Below are 21084 nucleotides of genomic sequence, written 5' to 3'. Positions count from 1 at the left end.
TGGCTAGCCTTATTGCTTATTCTTTTCAAGAAAAGAAACCTGCTATCAAATTTGAAACACAAAAAACTACACAATTAGCGATGTTTTGCTAAATTCTTAGATCGAACTCAGGTTGTAAAAAAGAAAATCAACTATTTTTTGTTTATACAAAGAAGAAAAAATTAGTATAGCCATAACTACAGTTAATTTTTATTCTGAAGCATAGGCGAAAAAAGAGAACTCTATTGCGGTAAATTCAAAGTATAACTAGTATTACTCTTGTTTTATAAACTGTAGATAATCATTGTTTTTGGCTACAAGTATATAGTTTGATTCTTGTGCCCGTATCATAGCCATATCCTTAACATCTCCTGGTATAAACAATCCGCTTTCTGTAACAGGAACAGCATCAAATTTTCCTTTACCATTACCTCGTAATAGCAATCCATATCCAGCATCATTGCGAGGTGTCTCTACCTCAGAACCATATAAATTCCCTGCAATCACAGCATCTAGATGACCATCTTTATCATAATCATCAATAAGAACCTGATTAATTGATGAGAGTTGTGCTTCTATAGGTAGTTCATGAATAATGAATACACCTCCCTGATTTTCTATATATACACTGGCAAAAGATTTCACTTGATAATGTAATGCTGTTTCTAATGACTTTTTGGTATATACATCTACTAGCGTAGCTGTAGAAAAACTAGTATAATCTTTAAATTTATGTTTGATCATTGGTATTTGGTCTGATGAACATTCTCTTCCTCGCACAGGAAATTGTTGCCCTTCATTATAATACCCCAATACGATATCATCTTTATTATCTTTATCAAAATCATTAACATAAATATCAAAGGTTTCTTTTTCTGTGGCTTTATACTTATAATTCAACCCATTGTTTCCTACGATATAATCCATATCACCATCATGATCAAAATCTCCTTGCTTGATACTCCACCACCATCCTGTAGTATCAGTAGTGATTCCTAATTCTTGTGATACTTCTTTAAATCCTGTTTTTATATTTTTAAAAATTCTAACCGGCATCCATTCACCTACCACAATAATATCTGGCCAATCATCATTATCATAATCAGTGATTACTGCACTTGTTGCCATCCCTAAATTGATAAGATCTTTTGCATACATATTGGTAACATCCATAAACTTCACCTCATCACCTTGACTATTATTTCTCAATAAATAACTATGTGCTGGTAATGGATATTTGCCTGGTACTTGACGCCCTAAAACTAATAAATCTTGTTTACCATCTTTATCAAAGTCCAAAGGGTATACTCTAGATCCACTTGTAAGCATTTGTGGTAGTGCTTCTTTTTTAGCTTTGATAAATTGACCATTACCTTGATTGATATACAATCTGTCTTGTAACGAGATTGATTCTGCTACAAATTCGTTACCTCCACTTACTACATATAAATCATTATCTCCATCCTGATCTACATCAAAAATAACGGCTCCAATATCTTCACTTAATTTATCTTCTTTAAATACTTCTATATCTTGTTTTATAAATCCTGTTTTATTTTGTAAAAACAAGCTTCCTGCATATCCCGATGCTCCACCTATAAAATAATCATCTAACCCATCATTGTTAATATCTCCTACAGCTAATTCTGGCCCAAATGCAGACATTTTATGAGGTAGTAATACTTGTTTTGAGAAATCATTGTATTTATTTTCCTGATGTTTGCATAAGGGGAAATATGCTCCTTTTACTGTAGAAAATATCTTCGATGTTTTTTCTGTAACTGCTGTTTGAGCTATTACATCTTTATATTTGACAATCAATTTTTGGTTTACCTCAGGATTTTCTATCGTTTGTAATTTTCCATCAGGCCATCTAATTTTTACTTTTTCTATGGTTTGTGACTTCCCTACTCCAAAGTGTAATTGCGGGGCAACTGATGATTGAAAACCTCTGGATAATGTAAGTTCCTGCATTTGGGTCTGATCACCAACCTCTATATATACCCTACTTCCTATTCCAAATCTATTTTTTGTAGTCCCATCTAATTGAATGGTTATGTAATTATTTTTTTCTGAACTTTTATTTTGAAAAATTGATGCTTGGTCATCAATATTATTGGTAATAATTTCTAAGTCTCCATCATTATCCAAATCTGCATAGGCTACCCCATTAGAAAATCCTTTGTATTCTATACCCCACTGCTTATTTACTTGTTCAAAAGTATAATCATCTACATTGCGAAACATAAAATTATCTATCTTTTCTGAGGGAATCATCAGGCTCTTCTGCAAGAGGCTATCACTTTTATTACCTTGTCTGCCCATACGCTCAAAGTAATCGTTATTATTTATTTCTCTTCTGGTACCATTGGTTACAAACAAGTCCTTACGCCCATCATTATCAAAATCTGCAAAAAGAGGACCCCAGCTCCAGTCTGTTGATCTTGTTCCTGTAATGCCTGAAACATTAGAAAAATAAGGAACTCCATCTTGTACCATCCCTGTATTAATTTGTAAACAGTTGTGCATGTATTGGTAATGAAATCCAGAATTGACGGTTCCCCAAAATAAAGCAGGATTCATACTGGCCATATTTGCTTTCTTTCTACGATTGCTATGTGCATCCATATCTACCTGAAAAATATCCAGATTCCCATCATTGTTATAATCAGCTATATCGACTCCCATTCCAAAAAAAGCAGTATGTGAAGTTGCTTTTTTTACTACCTCCTTGAATGTGCCATCCTGATTATTTATATACATATAATCTGGAGTACTAAAGTCATTAGATACATATATATCTGGCCATTCATCATTGTTAATATCTCCAATGGTTGCACTCAATGTGAGTCCAAAACTTTTTACTCCTGCTACTGCTGTTATATCTGTAAATGAATTCCCATCATTTCTATATAAGTGGTCTGTTTCTTCATCTTTGACATTGGCCATCTTAAATTTATAATAAAAATTTGGAGCATTAAATTTTGTAGGGGGGTAATTGGCTACATATAAATCTAAATCACCATCTCTATCATAATCAAAAAATGTTCCTTGCACACTATTTCCTATATCATCGATACCATATTGAGAAGCCTTCTCAGAGAATGTACCATCCCTATTATTAATAAATAATTGATTTTTTTTTGAGCCAAATTTCCCACTTACCGAGCAATATATATCCAAAAAACCATCTGCATTAATATCTACCATGGTCACCCCAGTATACCACCTTGTATCTCCACCAACACCTGCTTTTTCTGTTACATCTTCAAACTTGAGGTTTCCTTTATTTATGTATAATTTATTTGACACCTGATTTCCTGTAAAATAAACATCTATCAGTCCATCATTATTGATATCTCCGGTGGCTACCCCACCTCCCATGTATACATATGAATATGTAAAATAATTTAGAGAATCATTTTCTACAAGATCATTACTAAATTGAATTCCTGTAGATGCAGGTTGTAAATTATTAAATATTTGATGGTTATTCTCTGGTTCTTTCTTTTGCGAACACCCAATAAGTAGTATTGAGCTTACAAAAAACATCAAACATTTGTACCGCATATTGTTATTATTTTATATATAAAAGAACAGCATGTGTAATTCATGCTGCTCTTAGAGAATTCAAAATAAACCTAATTAATATCCTTCGTTTTGCTTAATTTTTCCATTACTTACAGAAATAACAGTTTGTGGTATAGGGTACCGCTCACTCTTTCCTGGTATAAAAGCAGCACTATTAAGGTGTGATCGTTTTGCTATTTCAACAGTAAGGTATGCACTTATTATCTGCGCCGCTTTTCCTCTACGCACTAGATCAAAAAAGCGATGTCCTTCTAATGCTGTTTCTATTCTATATTCATGAGCTACTGCTTTTATTGCTTGATCCTGACTAGAAAAACTTCCATAAGTACTAATTACATAATTAGCTGCAGGAGTACCATTGGGTTCTCCTTCTGTATTTAATTCTTGAACAAAATCTGCTGGATTCGACGCTCGTAATCTAATTCTGTCTACTAGAGATGCTCCTAAATCACCTTCTCCTTTTACGGCCATAATTTCAGCTCTCCACAACAATATTTCTGCAAACCTGATAATATTTGTATTCATTGCACTCACTCCTGGTGCCCATGCTAAACCTGCATCTACACTACCATCTTCAAATTGACTTTTTCTGAATACAGTAATTTTTTGTACATATGGTCCTCCATTGGGTTGATTTCTTATCCATGACTGCCCTGGCATAATACCCCATCCGTTATAATCAATACCTCTACGACCTACTTTCCAGTCTAATCTAGGGTCTAACTCTCCTGTATATGGTGTAAAAGGAGCATCAGAGGTGATACCATCATCATTGGTTACATCTACATTATTAAATGTATCTAATAGTGGTAATCCTGAAGCATCTGTTTTGTATGCATTTACCAAATTTTGTGAAGGCTGAAAAAACCCACAACAAGCTCCTTCTGTAGGTGGAGTACCTACTGGAGCGCCATTGGGAAAATTAAGGGCATCTCCCCAATTACCATTTCTATCTTGAGAAGCCCCATCACCTACTGTATTCTGTACTGCAAAAATAGATTCTGAATTGTTATTCATTGCTGCATTAAAATTGTCAGAATACTTTGGGGTTAAACTATACGGCCCTGCATTAATAATATCATCCAGCAAAGGTTTAGCGGCATCATAATCTAACTGATACATATGTGCTTTGGCAAGATATGCCTTGGCAGTCCAGCTATTTGCGGCACCAGCAAATCTTGAGGTTTCTGAAAGTTCATTTATTGCAAATGTAAAATCTGCTTCTATAGCTCCCCAAACATCAATATCTACATTGGATTGAGATTCCGTCATTGTTTCATCTACAAAAGGGATATTATCCCATATTTTTTTGGCTTCAAAATGATAATGAGCTCTTAGAAATCGTGCTTCGGCCTCTAACAAGGTAGCTTCTGATTGGGTAAGGTCTTTATCCTCTACTCCTACTTTTATTCCTCTAATCGCTTCGTTACTTCTTGCTACACCTTCAAAAACAGCATTCCACTTATAACCATAATATCTACTTTCGTTTGGACTTGCAGTATATCGTTCTATGTTATTAATGATAGGTTGATCCCCGAATTCACTTCCTTTATATGCGTTATCAGAAGCAACTTCCCCGTAAATCCAATTAGATGCCGCGGCACGCCACATATCTTCTCCATCAAGATTACCATCTAATATACCATAAGCCGCAGTAATTTGAGAGCTAACCCATTCAGCATCAAATGTAATTACATCTGAACTGAATTGTCCTTGAAGAGGAACATCTAATTCTTTTTTACAAGAATAGAAAGCTATACTCACAGATATCAAAACACACAGAGCAATCAGTACCTTTTTACTTTTTTTATAATTCAATATTTCTTTCATGTTTCTTTTCTTTTAGAATGTAACGTTTAAACCTAAATTTAAAGATCTGGAGATTGGATATGCCCCTCTATCTACTCCTATTTCTAGGTTCGCTTCTTGTTGATTGGTATAGTTTGTAAGATTGATTTCTGGATCTAAACCACTGTACTCTGTAAAGGTTAATAAATTTTTACCTTGTATAAAGATTCTGATTTTATCTACTTTCAATCGTGATGTGATTTGCTCATTTAATGAATATCCAAAAGAGATATTTTTTAATCTTAGATAAGATCCATCTTCTATATAATAGGATGATCCTGCTGATTCATCTGCTCGTAATGTTAATGCTGGCAAAGTTCCTTCTCTATTGGTAGGAGACCACGAGTTTTCTACATAATGTAAGCTTTTTCCTCCTTCAAAATTATAGAAGTCGGTCCAGAATTTTGTAAGGTTATATATATCATTTCCTTGAGACCCCTGAAAGAGTAACGAAACATCAAAGTTTTTATATTCTGCATTAAAATTCATCCCATACGTAAAATCAGGATGTGGGTTTCCTATAATAGTTCTGGCATCTCCAGTAAGAATTGCTCTACCTGTATTCTGATCAATACCCTCCCAATTAAATCCTACAAAAGATGAAATGGGATGCCCTTGTACTGTATTGGTCGTTTCAAAGCCTGTTTGAGATCCTAAAACTGGATTAGGAATTGGTGCTGGATTTTCTTGATTCAAGAAATCAACATTGTTTTTATAATGAGAGAAATTGACTCCTATAGAATACTTAAAATTTTTGTCTCTTGGATTACTATAACCAATACTTAAGTCAATCCCTCTATTGGTCATTTGCCCCAAGTTTCTATAAATTGTATTGATTGTATTGCCATATACTGTTGGGTCTACAGGAGTTGGCAATAACATATCCTTGGTAACAGATTCATATATATCCAAACTCACATCTAGTGCATTTTGTATAAATGATCCTGTTATACCTAAATTGGTTGTAGTGGTGGTTTCCCATGATAAATTAGGGTCTCCAATATTGGTTAAAAAATATCCTGTTTGGCCACTGTAGTTATTAAAATCAAGACTTGGTCCATAAGCGGTTATTCCTCTAGAGGTAGGGATGTTATCGTTTCCTAATTCTCCCCAGCTAAATTTTATTAGTAAATTGTTTATCCCAGAAGAATCTTGCAAAAAGTTTTCTCCAGACACCCTCCACCCTACACTTACTGCAGGAAAAACACCTACTCTATTTCCTTCTTCAAATCTTGAAGATTCATCTCTTCTTATGGTAGCACTCAAAAGATATTTGTCATCATAGACATAATCTGCTTTTCCAAAAACCGAAAAACTTGCAGATTTTAGTTGGTTACTTCCTACCAAGGGTGTTCCTGTACCTGCACTCAAATAAGTAGCATTGGGAGTGGTAAATAAGAAATCAGATATTTGTGCATAAAAAGTTTCAGTACTGTTTTTCTTAAACTCGGTTCCTACAAAAGTATCAATGTTATGTACGTCATTAATCCTTTTTGTGTATTGAAGAATATTATACAAATTTGTATTAATAATATCAGTAGATGTTTCTCTAAGTCTATTTACTGCTCTTACTGCAGAATTCTCATAATCTATTGGCTGAAAAAACGAAAATTTTGAATTACTTAGGTTTGCTGTAAAAGTTGACCTTAGTAATAAGTCATCGGTTATATTTAATTCTGCATACAACGACCCTAAAACTCTTAGTGTTTCTGTAACATTATCTTTATTTCTATCTGCCATAGCAATTGCATTGCTACCTATTCCTACTCCTGGGGTTTTTCCTGTTCCCGCATAATTCCCTCCTATATCATATACAGGAATAATTGGGTGTAGTCTGTATAAAGCAGCAATCTGACTTTCATTATTTTGATTCACGTTATTGCTCAAAGGGTCACTTAGTCCTATTTTTTCTGAGTAAGAGACATTTAATGTTTCTCCTATTCTAAATTTTTCTGTGACATTAAATTCAGAATTTACTCTCAGATTATAGCGTTCAAAACTTGTAGCTCTACCTACTCCTTCCTGATCCAATAATCCTATTCCTAAATAAAATTTTGACTGGTCACTACCTCCTTTTATTCCGATGTTATGTTGTTGAACAAAGGCTGAATTAAAAAATTCATCAAACCAATCTGTACCATTTTTATTTGCTCTTGTAATTCTATTATCTGGATAGCTATAAGTGCTTTCATCTATTGTTCCTGATACTCCTTGTGGTAAGATATAGTCTGGTAATGTTGGATTTGCTCCAGAACCATATTGAGGGTGAATCAAAGCAATACCGTCATTTCTAGACGCTTGCCAATAGGCATCTGCTAATTGTTGTGGTGTAGCCATTTCTGGAAATACTGAATTTGGTATAAAGTCTACTCCTGTAACGGTATTGTAGGTAAATGAAACCTTGTTATTGTTTTTACCTTTTTTGGTGGTAATTATAATAACTCCATTTGCAGCTCCAATTCCATATATTGATGCAGCGGCAGCATCTTTAAGTATCTGAATTGAGGAAATATCATCGGGGTTCAGATCATTTAATCCCTGCCCTGTTTGTACTCCATCGATTACATACAATGGATCATTACCATTGATCGTACCATACCCTCTGATTCGTACTGCGGCATTTCCTCCTGGGCCTCCTTCTACTCCTACTGTAACTCCTGCTGCTTGCCCTTGTAAGGCTTGTTCTAAACTTGCAGGCGTAGTAGCGGCTATATCTTCTGATTCTACAATAGAAACCGAACCTGTAATATTTCTAGAGCTTTGTCTGGTATATCCTGTTACTACCACTTCACTCAATTCACTTGCATCTTCTAATAAGGTAATATTTAGAGTAGATTTTCCTGAAAAAAGTACTTCTTGGGTGGTAAAACCAACATATGAGAATACAATCGTTTCTCCTTTTGCTACTTCCAGTTCATAGTTACCATCAAAATCGGTTTGAGTACCTCTACTAGTGCCTTTTACTACTACACTTGCGCCAGGCAACGATTCTCCATTAGATGTTATCACCTTTCCTTTTACAGCCACCTGCATGGGGAGAGATGATCCTGAAAACGTTTTCGTACCGTTTTCTTTTTTTATCCGAGAGATTACAATTTGCCGATCAATAATTTTATAAGTAAGATTTGTATTGGCAAATACTTCATCTAATATCTGGACTACATTAGACTGTTTACGTTTTACGGTTATTTTTTTGAGCGTATTTACCACATCATCTTTATAGAAAAAGATAAATTCACTTTGTGAATGGATTTGATCAAACAACTCTTCGAGAGTTCCGTTTTTTACATCAATATCCAATTTCGTTTGCGAATAGGAATTGTATGCATATACATTTGTAAGCCCAAAACACAGGAATAAAATAAAAATTCGCATAAGAGTTAATAAAAAATTGAATTTCTTCTTTTGAAACAAAAAAGAAACATCGTTAATTTTTTTATTCATAATTTTGTTTTTTTTATATATTAAGCGATTGCGATATCGCAATAGTTTGATTTAGGTCAGGAAATGTTGCCGCATTTTCTGACTTTTTTGTGTGACATTGATTTTAGTTTTTTATCGTTTCATATAGCTGGTCTTTTATTAATTAATTACGAATTCTTTATTTTCTATTTTATATTTAAGGTCTGTCGTTTGTTTAAGAACTTCCATCACCATTTCTATAGTATCTTTTAAATCTAAATGCCCAGAAAACGTCTGATTTCTTAGTGCCTCATTTTGTATATTAATAGTTACATTATAGTATCTAGAGAGTTTTTTGAGGATCACTTCCATTTTTTCTTTTTTGAAAATAAACTTACCATCTCGCCAAGACATATATTTAGATACATCGACTTTACTGCTATTTATGTTTTTTGTTTTGTTGTTGTACACCGCCAATGTTCCAGGGGTAATCTTAAGGGATGATTTGCCAAAAATGGAGTTTCCATTATATTTTATCTCGACACTCCCTTTTTGTAATGCTGTAGTAGCATAAGAATCATCTGCATAACTAGACACATTAAATACCGTTCCTAATACTTTTATATCATAATTATCGGTTACTACATAAAATGGTTTTTCCTTATTGTGACTTACATCAAAAATAGCCTCGCCTATGAGGTGAACTTCTCTTTTATCTCCATTAAAAGCTACAGGATATGTAAGTTTTGATCCAGAATTGAGCCATACTTTTGTTCCTTCTGAAAGGGTAATTTTTGTTCTCTTACCATAAGGAACTACAATTGTATTAAATGTATTCCCAGAGGATTGTTTTACTTTTTGAGAGTTATTGATATTTACATTATCTCCTGAGCTAGAATAGGTAATACTTGATGCTTTTTCTTTGATTTTTATTTCACTTTTATCATCTAAAACCAACTTCACATCTCCTTCTGTATCTATATCTACAGGGGTATTAGTAACATAATTCTTAATTTCTGAAGTATGCTGATAGCTTTTTGTATAGGTAATAGAAATTAAAACAATGACAGTTGCTGCAATACCTATACAGAAACCTAATTGCCGCTTTTTTCTTTTATTACGATAATTGATGATAGAGGTATCTATTCTATTTTTTAAATTCTTTTTTTCTTCTTCGGTTAACATCTTGAGAAGTTTTTAGTATCGATTATAGTACTTTGCATTTTTCTACAACTTGACATGACATACAATTAATAGTACTTGATAAAAAGTGTATCAGATATAAAAAATCCTATTCAACATCTTTCTATTATATAAAAGCACTATATCATAAAAACATAGACAAAAAAAAGTCACTTATTCGACTTCTATTTCATTACGTAATTTTTTTACAGCTCTGTAGATAAGTGTTCGCACCGATTCTATAGAAATCCCCATAATAGCAGAGATCTCTTCATATGATTTTTTTTCATCAAATTTTAAGGACAGTCCTTTTCGTTGCTTACTAGAGAGTGATGTTAGCGCAACAGAGAGTTTTTCTTTAACCTCAGAAGAACTCTCAGATTCAATAATGGATTCTTCGGCAGATTGATATGTAGATTTAATTTCATTTTTTTTCTCTTCTGCAGAAAACAACGTGAATTTTGATTTAAATTTTCTATTAATTTTTCTTTTTAAAGATTTAAATAGATAATATTTCACATTCGTTACATCAGCTAGTTTTTTCCGATATTTATATATATCCAGAAAAAGATCATGAATACAGTCTTTTACATAGTCTGTATCATTGGTCTGTTGAATTCCAAATTCATAAAGTGCATCTACATATTTCTCGTATAGCTGATTAAAAGCATTTAAATCCCCTAACTTAACTTTTGTCCACAATATAGAGTCTATAGTTTTAACGGATTGCATTTAAAATAGTTTAAGCATTTATGAATTCTTGAAAAGAATTGAGTGTATTAGTAATATATTGATAGTTCATCTTGGAATTAAGTTGGTTAATAAATATAGAAAAAAATACTATAACTCTTTTTTTAGCACTACTTTTTTAGAAATGGTGCCTATCGTTATTTCAAATTCTCCATCTTCTGCAATCCATTTATTGTTTTCATCTACATATTTCAGATCATCAATCCCAATCGTAAATAAAACCGTTTGACTTTTTTTTGGTTGTAGCTCTATTTTCTGAAATCTCTTCAAAAGTTTTACCTCTGGTGTTATATCAGCATACATATCTCTTATATATAACTGTACAACTTCTTTTCCTTTTCTTTCTCCTATATTATTGACATCTACCTTTATTTTTATAATACCTTCTTCTCCAATTTCTGTTCTATCAATATTCAAGTTTGAATATCTAAAAGTGGTGTATGACAGCCCATGCCCAAATTCATATTGTGGATCATAGCTTTTTTGATACGATGCATCATCATTTTGCTCCTTATCATCAAGGCTTTCTGTATACTTTCGATTATATTTTTGCAAAGAATTTACATACCTCGGGTAATTATATGGTAGTTTACCACTTGGATTAATATCTCCGTATACAATATCTACCAATGCACGAGCTCCTTCATTACCTGGTAGGTAACATTGTAATATTGCTTTCATATCATTCTCGAATTCATTTATTATTCTTGGTCTACCTTCATTAAGTATTAGTATAATAGGCTTGTTTAGTGCTGCCAGTGCTTTAGCTAATTTAATTTGTGGCTCTGTAATTCTTAAATCATCTATATCTCCAGGAGTCTCGGTATAGTTATGCTCTCCTAGACATAAAACAATATAATCTACTTTTTTTGCCAAATTAACAGCTTTTGCAATATCTATCTCTTCAAAAATCTGAGTCCCTAGAGCATACTCTACATTTTGCTTACCTATTTTATGTTGAAATGCTTCTAAAATGGTGAGTTTATCCTTTGCATATTCATCACTTTTTTCTCCTTGCCAGGTATATGACCACCCTCCATTAAGAAAATTCATACTATTTGCGGTAGGACCAGTAATCAAAACTTTCTTCTCTTTAGACAAAGGCAATGTGTTATTTCTGTTTTTTAATAAAGTAATTGATTCTGCTGCTGCATTATAAGACATTTTTACAGAAGTAGAAGATCCAAAATCAGGATAATCTTTGGGGTCTGTAACTGGTGTATCAAACAATCCCAGCTCAAATTTTACTCTTAGAATCCTATGTACTGCATCATCAATTCTAGACATTGGTACTTCTTTATCACTCACCAAAGAAAATAACTCGTTAAAAAATGAATATCCATTAGGAACCATACTCATATCAATACCAGCCATGACAGATTTTTTTACTGCTTCTCGCATAGTTTTGGCAACTTTATGCCTTGTATGTAAATAGATGATATCTTTCCAATCAGTCACTACAAAGCCTTTAAATCCTAGCTCTCCTTTCAAAACCTCTGTTATCATTTTTTTACTGGCATGTACAGGAGTTCCATTGATCTCTCCAGAACTGATCATTATACTCTTTGCTCCTGCACGAATACTTTTCTCAAATATGGGTAGGTCATATTGTCTCAATACTCTTTCTGGTAGTATAGAAGGAGTTCTGTCTTTTCCAGTAGTAGAGCTTCCATACCCTATATAATGTTTGACACATGTTGCCACCTTATCTAGTGCTCCTACATCTTTTCCTTGAAATCCATTTATCATTGCCTTTCCCATTTGAGAAGACAGATATGTATCTTCTCCAAAAGTTTCCCAAAACCGTGACCATACGGGATTTCTTGGCAAATCAAGATCTGGAGAAAAAACCCATGGTATTGAGGAGGCTCTTGTTTCATATGCTGCAATTGCCATGCATTTTTCTACCAATTCGGGATTCCAGGTTGCTGCCATACCGATTTGTTGAGGAAACAAAACCGCTCCATCGGTGTAACTTGCTCCATGAATGGCATCTATCCCGTATATTATTGGTATTTTTTTATCCGTCTTATTGGTTTCTTCTAAAATTTCTTTCAAAATTTCATGCCACCTTTCTGGTTTTGGAGCCCCTGGATTAGGAACATTTAGAATGGATCCTATCTTATATCTCTGAATTGCTTCTTTTAGTTTATTCTTATCTAGTTCTCCTGGGCTTCCGTTTTTCTCTAACGCACTAATGGTAATCTGCGTCATCTGCCCTATTTTTTCTTCTAGAGACATCTGTGATATCAATATAGATATCTTATCATCAATAAGATCTGAAGATTTTTTCTCTTTTTTAGCAAAAGTACAAGATGATAAAACTATGCTTAACAGTATAGTATAAACTAAGTAAATTCTCATATCGACATATCAATAATTATCAAGTATTCTACTTAAAGAGAACGAAAAAATATAAACATAGACATGTTTTTTATTGTTTTTTTATTTTTTATCTAAAAAAAATACATTTTTCACAAAAACCAACCTCTGCTTTTTTTAAATAATAGACCATAAACAAATCTCTTATAATTAGGTATAAACACCTATATGTTTCATCTGTAAAAAACACTACCTTTATTAGTACACAAAATACCAACCAACTTTATTATGGGGATTAACCAAACGTTATCCAGTCTTATCAAAAAAGATAAAATCTGGATTATCATAACCGCACTAGCATTTGCTATTCTCGGGATTAGTAATATCTTGATCGCTCCTGCCATCGATTTTTTATCTACTATAAATGGAGACTTGATGCTAGGTCTGGGGATTGCGATAGAGTTAAAAAGCATCACTGCAAGTATTAGCAATGCAGGAATACCATTTGCAGGAGGACTCACCACAGAACTTTCTGATATCCTTACAAGAGCTATCAATTATCTCACCTTTGCCAATATTGTAATTGCTGTACAAACTATTCTTGCAAACATGGGAAAATCATTGCTTTTTAAAGCATTGCCGTTCTTTTTTCTAATAGGAATATTTTTTAAAAAGTATAAAAAAGTAGCTCTAAAACTTCTTATTATTTTTTTACTTGTCAATCCTGGAATTTCATTATACGTCAACGGCATCCATTATGTATCTGATACGATGAAACTAGACCTTGGCTCTTCTTTACATGCCCATTTATCGTCTATCAAAAATAAATATGAAGAAAAAAAAGAAAAGGTAACCGCTAAACAAGAAACCCGAAAAAAAAGACAATTAGAAAAAGCCAAAAAGAAAGGTCATAAAGATATTGGCATTTTCAAAAAAGTAGAAGATGCGGTTGTTAATAAAGTAGAAGATGTAGGGGTGGATATCGAAGAAGGAGCGTCTGAAGCTTTTGAGGTTCTAAAAGAAGGTAAAAAAGAATTAATGAAGCTCATTATAAATATGATTAGTAATCTCATTGTTCTTTTCTTACTACTCCCTTTATTATATTTTTATCTCATGAGTTTCTTACTCAAAAAATTCTTTCATTTCTCAGGATTAAGTACCATCCAACAAACACAAGAAAAAAATTTAAAAATGCTAGGTAAAGATCTGGCGAATCATCCTAATTAAATAAACCTATACTAATCAAATATTCTTAAAACCTAACCTCCAACATTTATGAAAAAAATTTCAATTGTAATACTCGTTATGACCCTAACGATACTGTCTTGTAAAACAGAAAAAAAAGGTGTTTGTGATGTAGAATACCAAAAACTAGAAAAAGCTTCAAGTATCTTAGGTGTAGATATTTCTCATTTTCAAAACGATATCAACTGGAATGATATCAAAAGTGATTCTATTAATTTTGTATATATAAAAGCTACAGAAGGCACAGATTATCAAGACCCAAAATTCAAGAAAAACAGGGCTTCTGCCAAAAGTAATTGTATCTATAGGGGGCTATATCATTTTTATGTAACCGATAATGACCCAAAAGGTCAGGCTCGCAATTTTATTAATGCTATCAAACAATTAGAGCCAGGTGATTTACCACCCGTTTTGGATTTAGAAAAATTAGGTCTCAAATCTGCCGTCACCAAAGAGACGTACCAAAAAAACACATTACTCTGGTTGCAATTGGTAGAAAAAGAATTAGGGGTACGGCCTATCGTATATACTAATCTCTTTTTTGCCAATGAATATCTTACTCATTCTGACTTTGCCTCTTATAAATTATGGCTTGCAGAATACACCAATGAGGATCTTATAATTCCTGAAACCTGGAAAAATAGCGGATGGACTATCTGGCAACGTACTGATCGAGAAAAAATAGAAGGTATCAAAGGTGAAGTAGATTATGATCTATTCAATGGTGATGCAACTGCATTTAGGAAATTACTAAAGAAATAAATCACAATGCTATATACTCCTAATGACAATAAGTAATAAGCATACAACAGGTAGCAAACTACAGCTACCTGTTTCTTTTACAACCAGAGGTTGATCTAAGAAAACAACTATTTTTTTATTAAAATCAAAAAAGCTTATGCCTCTTTACAATGGGATTCTTAAAATAGCCTATACTTTTTTGCGATCTTCTTAAAAAAACTATATTTACTGCTTTGAATCACACAAAATAGTATCTAAAATTAATACCATGAAAAAATTATTGCCTTTACTTTTTATATTCTTGATATATACCACAGGAATAATTGCCCAATCAAAACCTACGGTTGATTTAAAAAAACTAGATGAATATTATGCCAAAATGGTAAAAGATTGGGATATCCCTAGTGCTACTATTGGGGTTGTAAAAGATGGCAAACTAGTGTTTAGTGGTAGTTATGGATCTTTAGAACAAGGAAAAGAAGGAAAGCCCGATAAAAATACATTATATGCTATAGCGTCTAATTCTAAAGCATTTACAGCTACCATAATAGGTATGCTAGTTCAGGAAGGAAAACTTAATTGGGATGACAAAGTAAAAAAACACTTACCCTATTTTGCCTTGTATGATCCGTGGGTAAGTAATGAGGTAACGATTAGAGATATACTAAGTCATCGTGTGGGGCTAGGAACATTTAGCGGAGATGTAATCTGGTACAAATCTAACCTGACCTCTGAAGAAATCATAAAACGAGTAAAACACCTACCCAAAAAACACGATTTCAGAGCTGGATTTGGATATTCTAACGTAATGTATATTACAGCAGGAGAAATTATAAAAAAAGTAACAGGAAAAAGCTGGGGGCAAAATGTACAAGAACGCATCCTTAATCCTTTAGGAATGAACAGAACTATCTCTTCTATAAAAAAATTGGATGAGAAAAAAAACTATGCTACTCCACATGCTCGTGAAAACAACAAAAATATCCCTGTAGCATGGGTTGATTGGGAAGAAATAGGCGCTTTAGGAGGTCTTATCTCTAGTGTAGAAGATGTTTCTAAGTGGATGATTTTTAATCTAAATCACGGACGTATTGGTAGAGATTCTTTATTGACCAAAGAATCCCGAAATATGATCTGGACCCCTCATAACAATTATACAGTAGACCATACTACCAAAAATGATCTCAACCGCCATTTTAATGGCTATGGTTTAGGGTGGGGACTTAGTGATTATCATGGTAGGTTAAGTGTTGCTCACACTGGTGGTTTTGATGGTATGATTACAGCTGTTACCATGATTCCTGATGAAAATTTAGGGGTTGTTGTACTTACCAATGGTATGAAAAGCCCTATCAGAGCTGCTACCTATTATGCATTGGATCAATTTATGGGCACATCAACGATAGACTGGTCTGCCAAACTATTAGACAAAGCAAATAGCAGTTCTAAAAACGATACTCGTATTTCTGAAAGGAAAGAAAAAAGGGTACTTAATACCAAACCTTCTGTTGCTCCTATAGCAATAACAGGAACTTACATTTCTGATATCTACGGTAAAATCAAAATCTCTAAAGTAAAAGAGCAATTACGAATGAAATTTGAACACGCTCCTGATCTATCTGCTACCTTGCAGCATTGGCATTATGATGTTTGGGAAATTAAATGGGATAAAAAACATGCCTGGTTTAATTTTGGGACCGTAAAATTCAACACCGACAATAACTTAAAAGTTAAAAGCATGGATTTTGATGTACCTAATGATGACATCTTTTTTGAAGAATTGAAGCCTTATAAGGTTGCTGAATAGCATTCGATCATTCATTATTAAAATATAATAAGAGACCTGTAATTATACAGGTCTCTTACCAAAAGTAATGTATAAAAACACTACATTTTTATTTATGCATTAAAAAGCACAAAGGTCTGGCACATAAAAATCACCAACATGTAGTCCGCAAGGACCACAAGGACAATCTCTATCTGTTAAGCAATCAAGAAATTGTGGATGGCAACCAAGCTCAGCACCTCCCCCATTGAGGGTTTTCTGCTCTTCTCTTTTGAGAATTACAACATTCTCTAGGTTTAATAGATTCTTAATCATTGTAAAATATTTAAAATGGTTATACTCTTTAAAGTTAAGTATTTTATTTTAAGCTCGCTAAACGAACCCTTAATTTCGAAGCATTAAAATCTCACTTAGTGAGTAAATCGTATTTGTAGATTAAGCTTAAAATACAACTCTCCATTTTCTTCAAACAATGTTCCAAAATCATGTCTACTAGAACTTGCAGTATCTAATTTTGTATTGTTAAATAAATAATTCTCAAATTCATTGCTGTTATAAATATGATAGCATAAAACATCCCCATTTTCTTTGATTATCAAATATCCTCCAGTAGCATCGTATTGACCTGTCCAAACCTTAGAAGGCATCATCCCTAAAGCTACATCTGTCAAAAATCGTTTAATTTTGTACTCATAAAATTGGTGTTCATAAGAAATATCAAACTTCAGTGGATTTTTAGCCGTTATTTTCTTCACTAGATCTGAAACCCGTGAGGTATTACCAGAGTAGAATTCATAAACAATATGAGATATTATTTCTGGCAATCTACTGTCTATCAGTATTAAGTTGTTTAAGAATATTTGCCGTTCGGTTTTTATAAATCCAAATTCTCCTTTTGCTAGCAGAACAGAATTAATTCTATCCATTATTTTTTTTCTTGAACTTATAGAATTTATCTTTTCTATCTCTGATTGAGATAATTTTAGATTAGAAACCTTAAAAATAAAGTTCGTTGTTTTTCCAGCATTCAATAAGGTAGAAGGGCTTCCTAATTGAGATTTTATACTAAACCCCAAAGTTGGCTGTTGATTTGTTCTTTGATCGTGAACAACAATTGTAATATCAGTTTTGGCAGTTGAACTTGCTTTTAAAGAAAGGCAATTAATTGACTGCATAAATGCTTCAATCTCAGGAACCGAAAAGGTTCTTTCTTTATTGTTTTTAATTTTTTCGAGTAAGAAAACTGCTTTTTCTTTAAACACAGAAACAGGAACTTTTAAAACTTCTTCACCTCCTGAGATTAGTATTATTTCATCTTGAATTGAGTATTCAAAATTTCTATTGGTTTCTGTTCTTAAAACTCGTAAAATTGGATAAACTAAACCTTCTAATTTTTGAATATCCTTATTTCCTAGAAATAATTGTTTATCTCCTAAGAGTTTGAACAATGCATAAATCTCACTCCATTCTCCTTTATTTCCTGTCATCACAAAGGTGTAACTTTTCTATTATCTTTTTTGCCGTAGCTTGAATTGCAGGAACAGCCACAGAATTACCAAATTGTTTATAAGCCTGTGCATCAGATACTACAATTTTATAAGTATCAGGAAAACCTTGCAGTCTCGCCCATTCTCTAGGGGTCATTTTTCGAATTCCTTCTCTATTTACATTTCCTGTGATATTTGTTATGGGTGTAAAATCTTTTAGCCTAAAATCATACACTAGATTTCGCTCTCGCCCCATTCCCCCACAAACTACTGCATTTGCAATTCCATCATCTGCAATGATCTCATAACCAAACCCATTACCTTTACGCTCATGTCTTGCTTTATGACTACGCAATGTATTTACATATGTTTCTGATAAATAATATTTTACAGAAACTGTTTCTGTTTCTAAAATATTTTTGAGTGTTTGTTTTTTCTTTATTGGTGTTGGGTATTCAAATTCAGTAATCCTTAAATCTTTTCTAAAACCAACTATAAAAACCCGTTCTCTATTTTGCGGGACTCCAAATTCTTTTGCGTTTACAATTTGAGGTTCAGGAACAAAATACCCTAAATCTTCTCGTAATACATTTAAAATCGTAGCTAATGTTTTTCCTTTATCGTGACTTCTTAAACCCTTTACATTTTCAAGAAAAATAGCTTTTGGCTTTTTCTTCTTGATAATTTCAGCAACATCAAAAAACAATGTCCCTCTGGTATCTTCAAATCCACCTCGTTTTCCTGCTATTGAAAATGCTTGACAAGGAAAACCTGCACATAACACATCAAAGCTATCAGGGATATAAGCTTTGGTTCTATCTTTTGTAATATCTCCAAAAGGAACTTCTCCAAAATTTGCCCGATACGTTTGCTTTGAGTATTTATCCCATTCGCTTGTAAAAACACATTTTCCTTTTAGGTTTTGTAGTGCCATCCTAAACCCTCCTATTCCTGCAAAAAGATCAATAAACTTGAAATCAGGATTTTTTGGTGCTGGAAAAGGAATATTTTCTTGCTGAAAGATTAAGCTTTGTAACGTTTTTTCTGCTACACTATCTGTTACTTCTTCTTTTGGAAATTTATACTCGAATAAGTTTTTTACGTGTTCTAGTGCATCTGATTTATAAAACTGAGAAATTCCGTTTTTATGATTATGCAAATAATGAGTAAAAGCTGCTTCTGTATCTTTTTCAGACTCTAAGAGTTTTATTTTAAATTTTTTATCTTCAAAATTCTCTAAGGATATTTTTGTTTTTAGAAGCACTTGTATTTGTTTGATTTTTATGGTTGCAAGTTATGAAAAAAAACTCATTTTATGTTTGCAAGCAAGAGATGTGTATGATGCACCACTATACCTTTACACAGCCTTTTATCACTTGTCTATAATCATTTTATGTATGATAAAGAGCTTATCTTTTTTTTATAAAAGATCAACAATATTCATCTAGTTTTTTTATTGAACTTAGTTTCATTTATAAATTTTCTTTCAAATCAACCCCATATTGATAAGGGGGTACCCCCTTATTGTGAGGGTTCGAGCTGATCCCGAGGTGGTTCGAGCTGATAAAGTATCGCTTCGAGTTGATATATTGATCCTTCGAGTTGATACATTATCAATTCGAGTTGATATGTTGACCCTTTGAGCTGATACATTATCGACTCAATCTGATATGCTGACCCTTTGAGTTGATAAATTATCAACTCGAACCACCTATATAGGTGGTTCGAATCACCTCAACCACGCTTCGAACTACCTAAACAGGTACCTAGAACCACTTTGATGATCCTTCGAACCCTCAGCATGACCCCTCAAAGGGTCTTAGTAAGGGGTAAACCTACTTATTGTTGGGAGTGTTCAATTAAGTGTGTCAATACGTACAAAAAAACGCTAACAACCTACAAAGGCCGTTAGCGTTTTTACTTACTAAGTAAGGTTTTAGTCTGCTTTATACAATAGGATTTGCATTTTATATCTCAGTATCAGTATCATCGATGGCTGTCCCCCCATTTCTTTTGAACAGCACTTTCATATCCTGATATACAGATTTAGCTCCTGGTTCATTCTCTCCTGCCAAAAAACGCATCATACGATAAAAACTCAACGCATTGGTATAATTATCATAATCCAATAAAGTTTTGGTATCTATCATTTGTTGAGATAGACTTTCTAATAATTGCACCTGTGTTTCTATCTGTTTTCTGGTAGTATAATCACGATCAAACTCCTCTTTATCCAAAAAACGAGGAATCCAGTCAGGATGTTGCTCCATATAGCTTTTTGCCTTATCTACAATCAATTTATTTTGATTGGCAATTCGCCCGTATTGTCCCCGTTGTTCTGGGGTAAGATTTACCGTTTTGCCATGCAATGCTTTTTTGAGCATGGCAATTGCTTGATTAAGATCTTTTAATTCTTCGTCTGAAAACGTTACGCTAATTAGATTTTCTAACGCCATAATCTATTGATTTTTAATAATTAATACATTTTTATAGTACAAGAATATAGAATAGTAGTATCATTTATTGAGATTGTGATTTTTTTTTATATTTTTTTATATCAAGATTATATAATTATAAATATTCTCATGTTTTTTTTGACACATATACACCATACAGTCTTATTAAACAATCGCTTACAAAGTAAATTTTGTGGTAAAACCGTAACAATTATATAAATATCTATAAGCAAAGTAATTCTGTTTGTGTTATATTTACCTCATTATATGTTTTAAACACACAACTCATTAAAAT

13 protein-coding genes are annotated in these 21084 nt (G+C 32.9%); 3 read left to right on the top strand and 10 right to left on the bottom strand.

Annotated elements, in window-relative coordinates; all coding sequences use genetic code 11:
• Positions 1-252: 252 nt before the first annotated feature.
• The 6 genes from DG508_RS20850 to DG508_RS20825 form a co-directional block, all read right to left on the bottom strand.
• On the bottom strand, positions 253-3549 hold the full coding sequence (locus DG508_RS20850; protein WP_108870375.1) for a VCBS repeat-containing protein: 3297 nt from the start codon (positions 3547-3549) through the stop codon (positions 253-255).
• Positions 3550-3624: 75 nt separating this feature from the next.
• Entirely contained in the window at positions 3625-5400 is a 1776-nt protein-coding gene (locus tag DG508_RS20845) for a RagB/SusD family nutrient uptake outer membrane protein (RefSeq protein ID WP_108870374.1), read from the bottom strand.
• 12 nt (positions 5401-5412) lie between these two features.
• Positions 5413-8862: a TonB-dependent receptor gene (locus DG508_RS20840; protein WP_108870372.1), complete on the bottom strand. Its 3450-nt coding sequence runs from the start codon at positions 8860-8862 to the stop codon at positions 5413-5415.
• A gap of 138 nt (positions 8863-9000) precedes the next feature.
• Positions 9001-10005, bottom strand: a complete 1005-nt coding sequence (locus tag DG508_RS20835; protein ID WP_108870370.1) for a FecR family protein — start codon at positions 10003-10005, stop codon at positions 9001-9003.
• Between the two features lie 171 nt (positions 10006-10176).
• On the bottom strand, positions 10177-10734 hold the full coding sequence (locus DG508_RS20830) for an RNA polymerase sigma factor (protein ID WP_108870368.1): 558 nt from the start codon (positions 10732-10734) through the stop codon (positions 10177-10179).
• 108 nt (positions 10735-10842) lie between these two features.
• The gene (locus tag DG508_RS20825) at positions 10843-13116 is read right to left on the bottom strand and encodes a glycoside hydrolase family 3 N-terminal domain-containing protein (protein WP_108870366.1); all 2274 of its coding nucleotides are present in this window, start codon (positions 13114-13116) and stop codon (positions 10843-10845) included.
• A gap of 246 nt (positions 13117-13362) precedes the next feature.
• Between DG508_RS20825 and DG508_RS20820 the strand changes: the two genes are divergently transcribed.
• The 3 genes from DG508_RS20820 (at position 13363) to DG508_RS20810 (ending at position 16867) form a co-directional block, all read left to right on the top strand.
• Positions 13363-14301, top strand: a complete 939-nt coding sequence (locus DG508_RS20820; protein WP_108870364.1) for a hypothetical protein — start codon at positions 13363-13365, stop codon at positions 14299-14301.
• A gap of 48 nt (positions 14302-14349) precedes the next feature.
• Positions 14350-15081: a glycoside hydrolase family 25 protein gene (locus tag DG508_RS20815; RefSeq protein WP_108870362.1), complete on the top strand. Its 732-nt coding sequence runs from the start codon at positions 14350-14352 to the stop codon at positions 15079-15081.
• Between the two features lie 247 nt (positions 15082-15328).
• Complete coding sequence (locus tag DG508_RS20810) at positions 15329-16867, top strand: serine hydrolase (RefSeq protein WP_108870360.1); 1539 nt, start codon at positions 15329-15331, stop codon at positions 16865-16867.
• Positions 16868-16966: 99 nt separating this feature from the next.
• On the opposite strand, the gene DG508_RS20805 is transcribed toward DG508_RS20810, so the two are convergent.
• The 4 genes from DG508_RS20805 to DG508_RS20790 all read right to left on the bottom strand — a co-directional run bounded on the left by DG508_RS20805 (position 16967) and on the right by DG508_RS20790 (position 20789).
• Entirely contained in the window at positions 16967-17161 is a 195-nt protein-coding gene (locus DG508_RS20805) for a hypothetical protein (RefSeq protein WP_108870358.1), read from the bottom strand.
• Between the two features lie 95 nt (positions 17162-17256).
• Positions 17257-18333: an HpaII family restriction endonuclease gene (locus DG508_RS20800; RefSeq protein ID WP_234418278.1), complete on the bottom strand. Its 1077-nt coding sequence runs from the start codon at positions 18331-18333 to the stop codon at positions 17257-17259.
• Positions 18320-19597 (bottom strand): DNA cytosine methyltransferase, encoded by a 1278-nt coding sequence (locus tag DG508_RS20795; protein WP_108870354.1) that lies wholly within the window; start codon positions 19595-19597, stop codon positions 18320-18322. Before DG508_RS20795 ends, DG508_RS20800 begins: the two co-directional genes overlap by 14 nt.
• A gap of 703 nt (positions 19598-20300) precedes the next feature.
• Positions 20301-20789 carry a hypothetical protein gene (locus DG508_RS20790; protein WP_108870352.1) on the bottom strand — a complete coding sequence of 163 codons (489 nt, stop codon included), beginning with the start codon at positions 20787-20789 and terminating at the stop codon, positions 20301-20303.
• Positions 20790-21084: the final 295 nt, after the last annotated feature.

The sequence above is a fragment of the Aquimarina aquimarini genome (assembly GCF_900299535.1).
In the GTDB taxonomy this organism is placed as follows: domain Bacteria; phylum Bacteroidota; class Bacteroidia; order Flavobacteriales; family Flavobacteriaceae; genus Aquimarina; species Aquimarina aquimarini.
The sequence above is the reverse complement of the archived record's forward strand: the minus strand, read 5'-3'. Positions and strand labels throughout refer to the sequence as shown.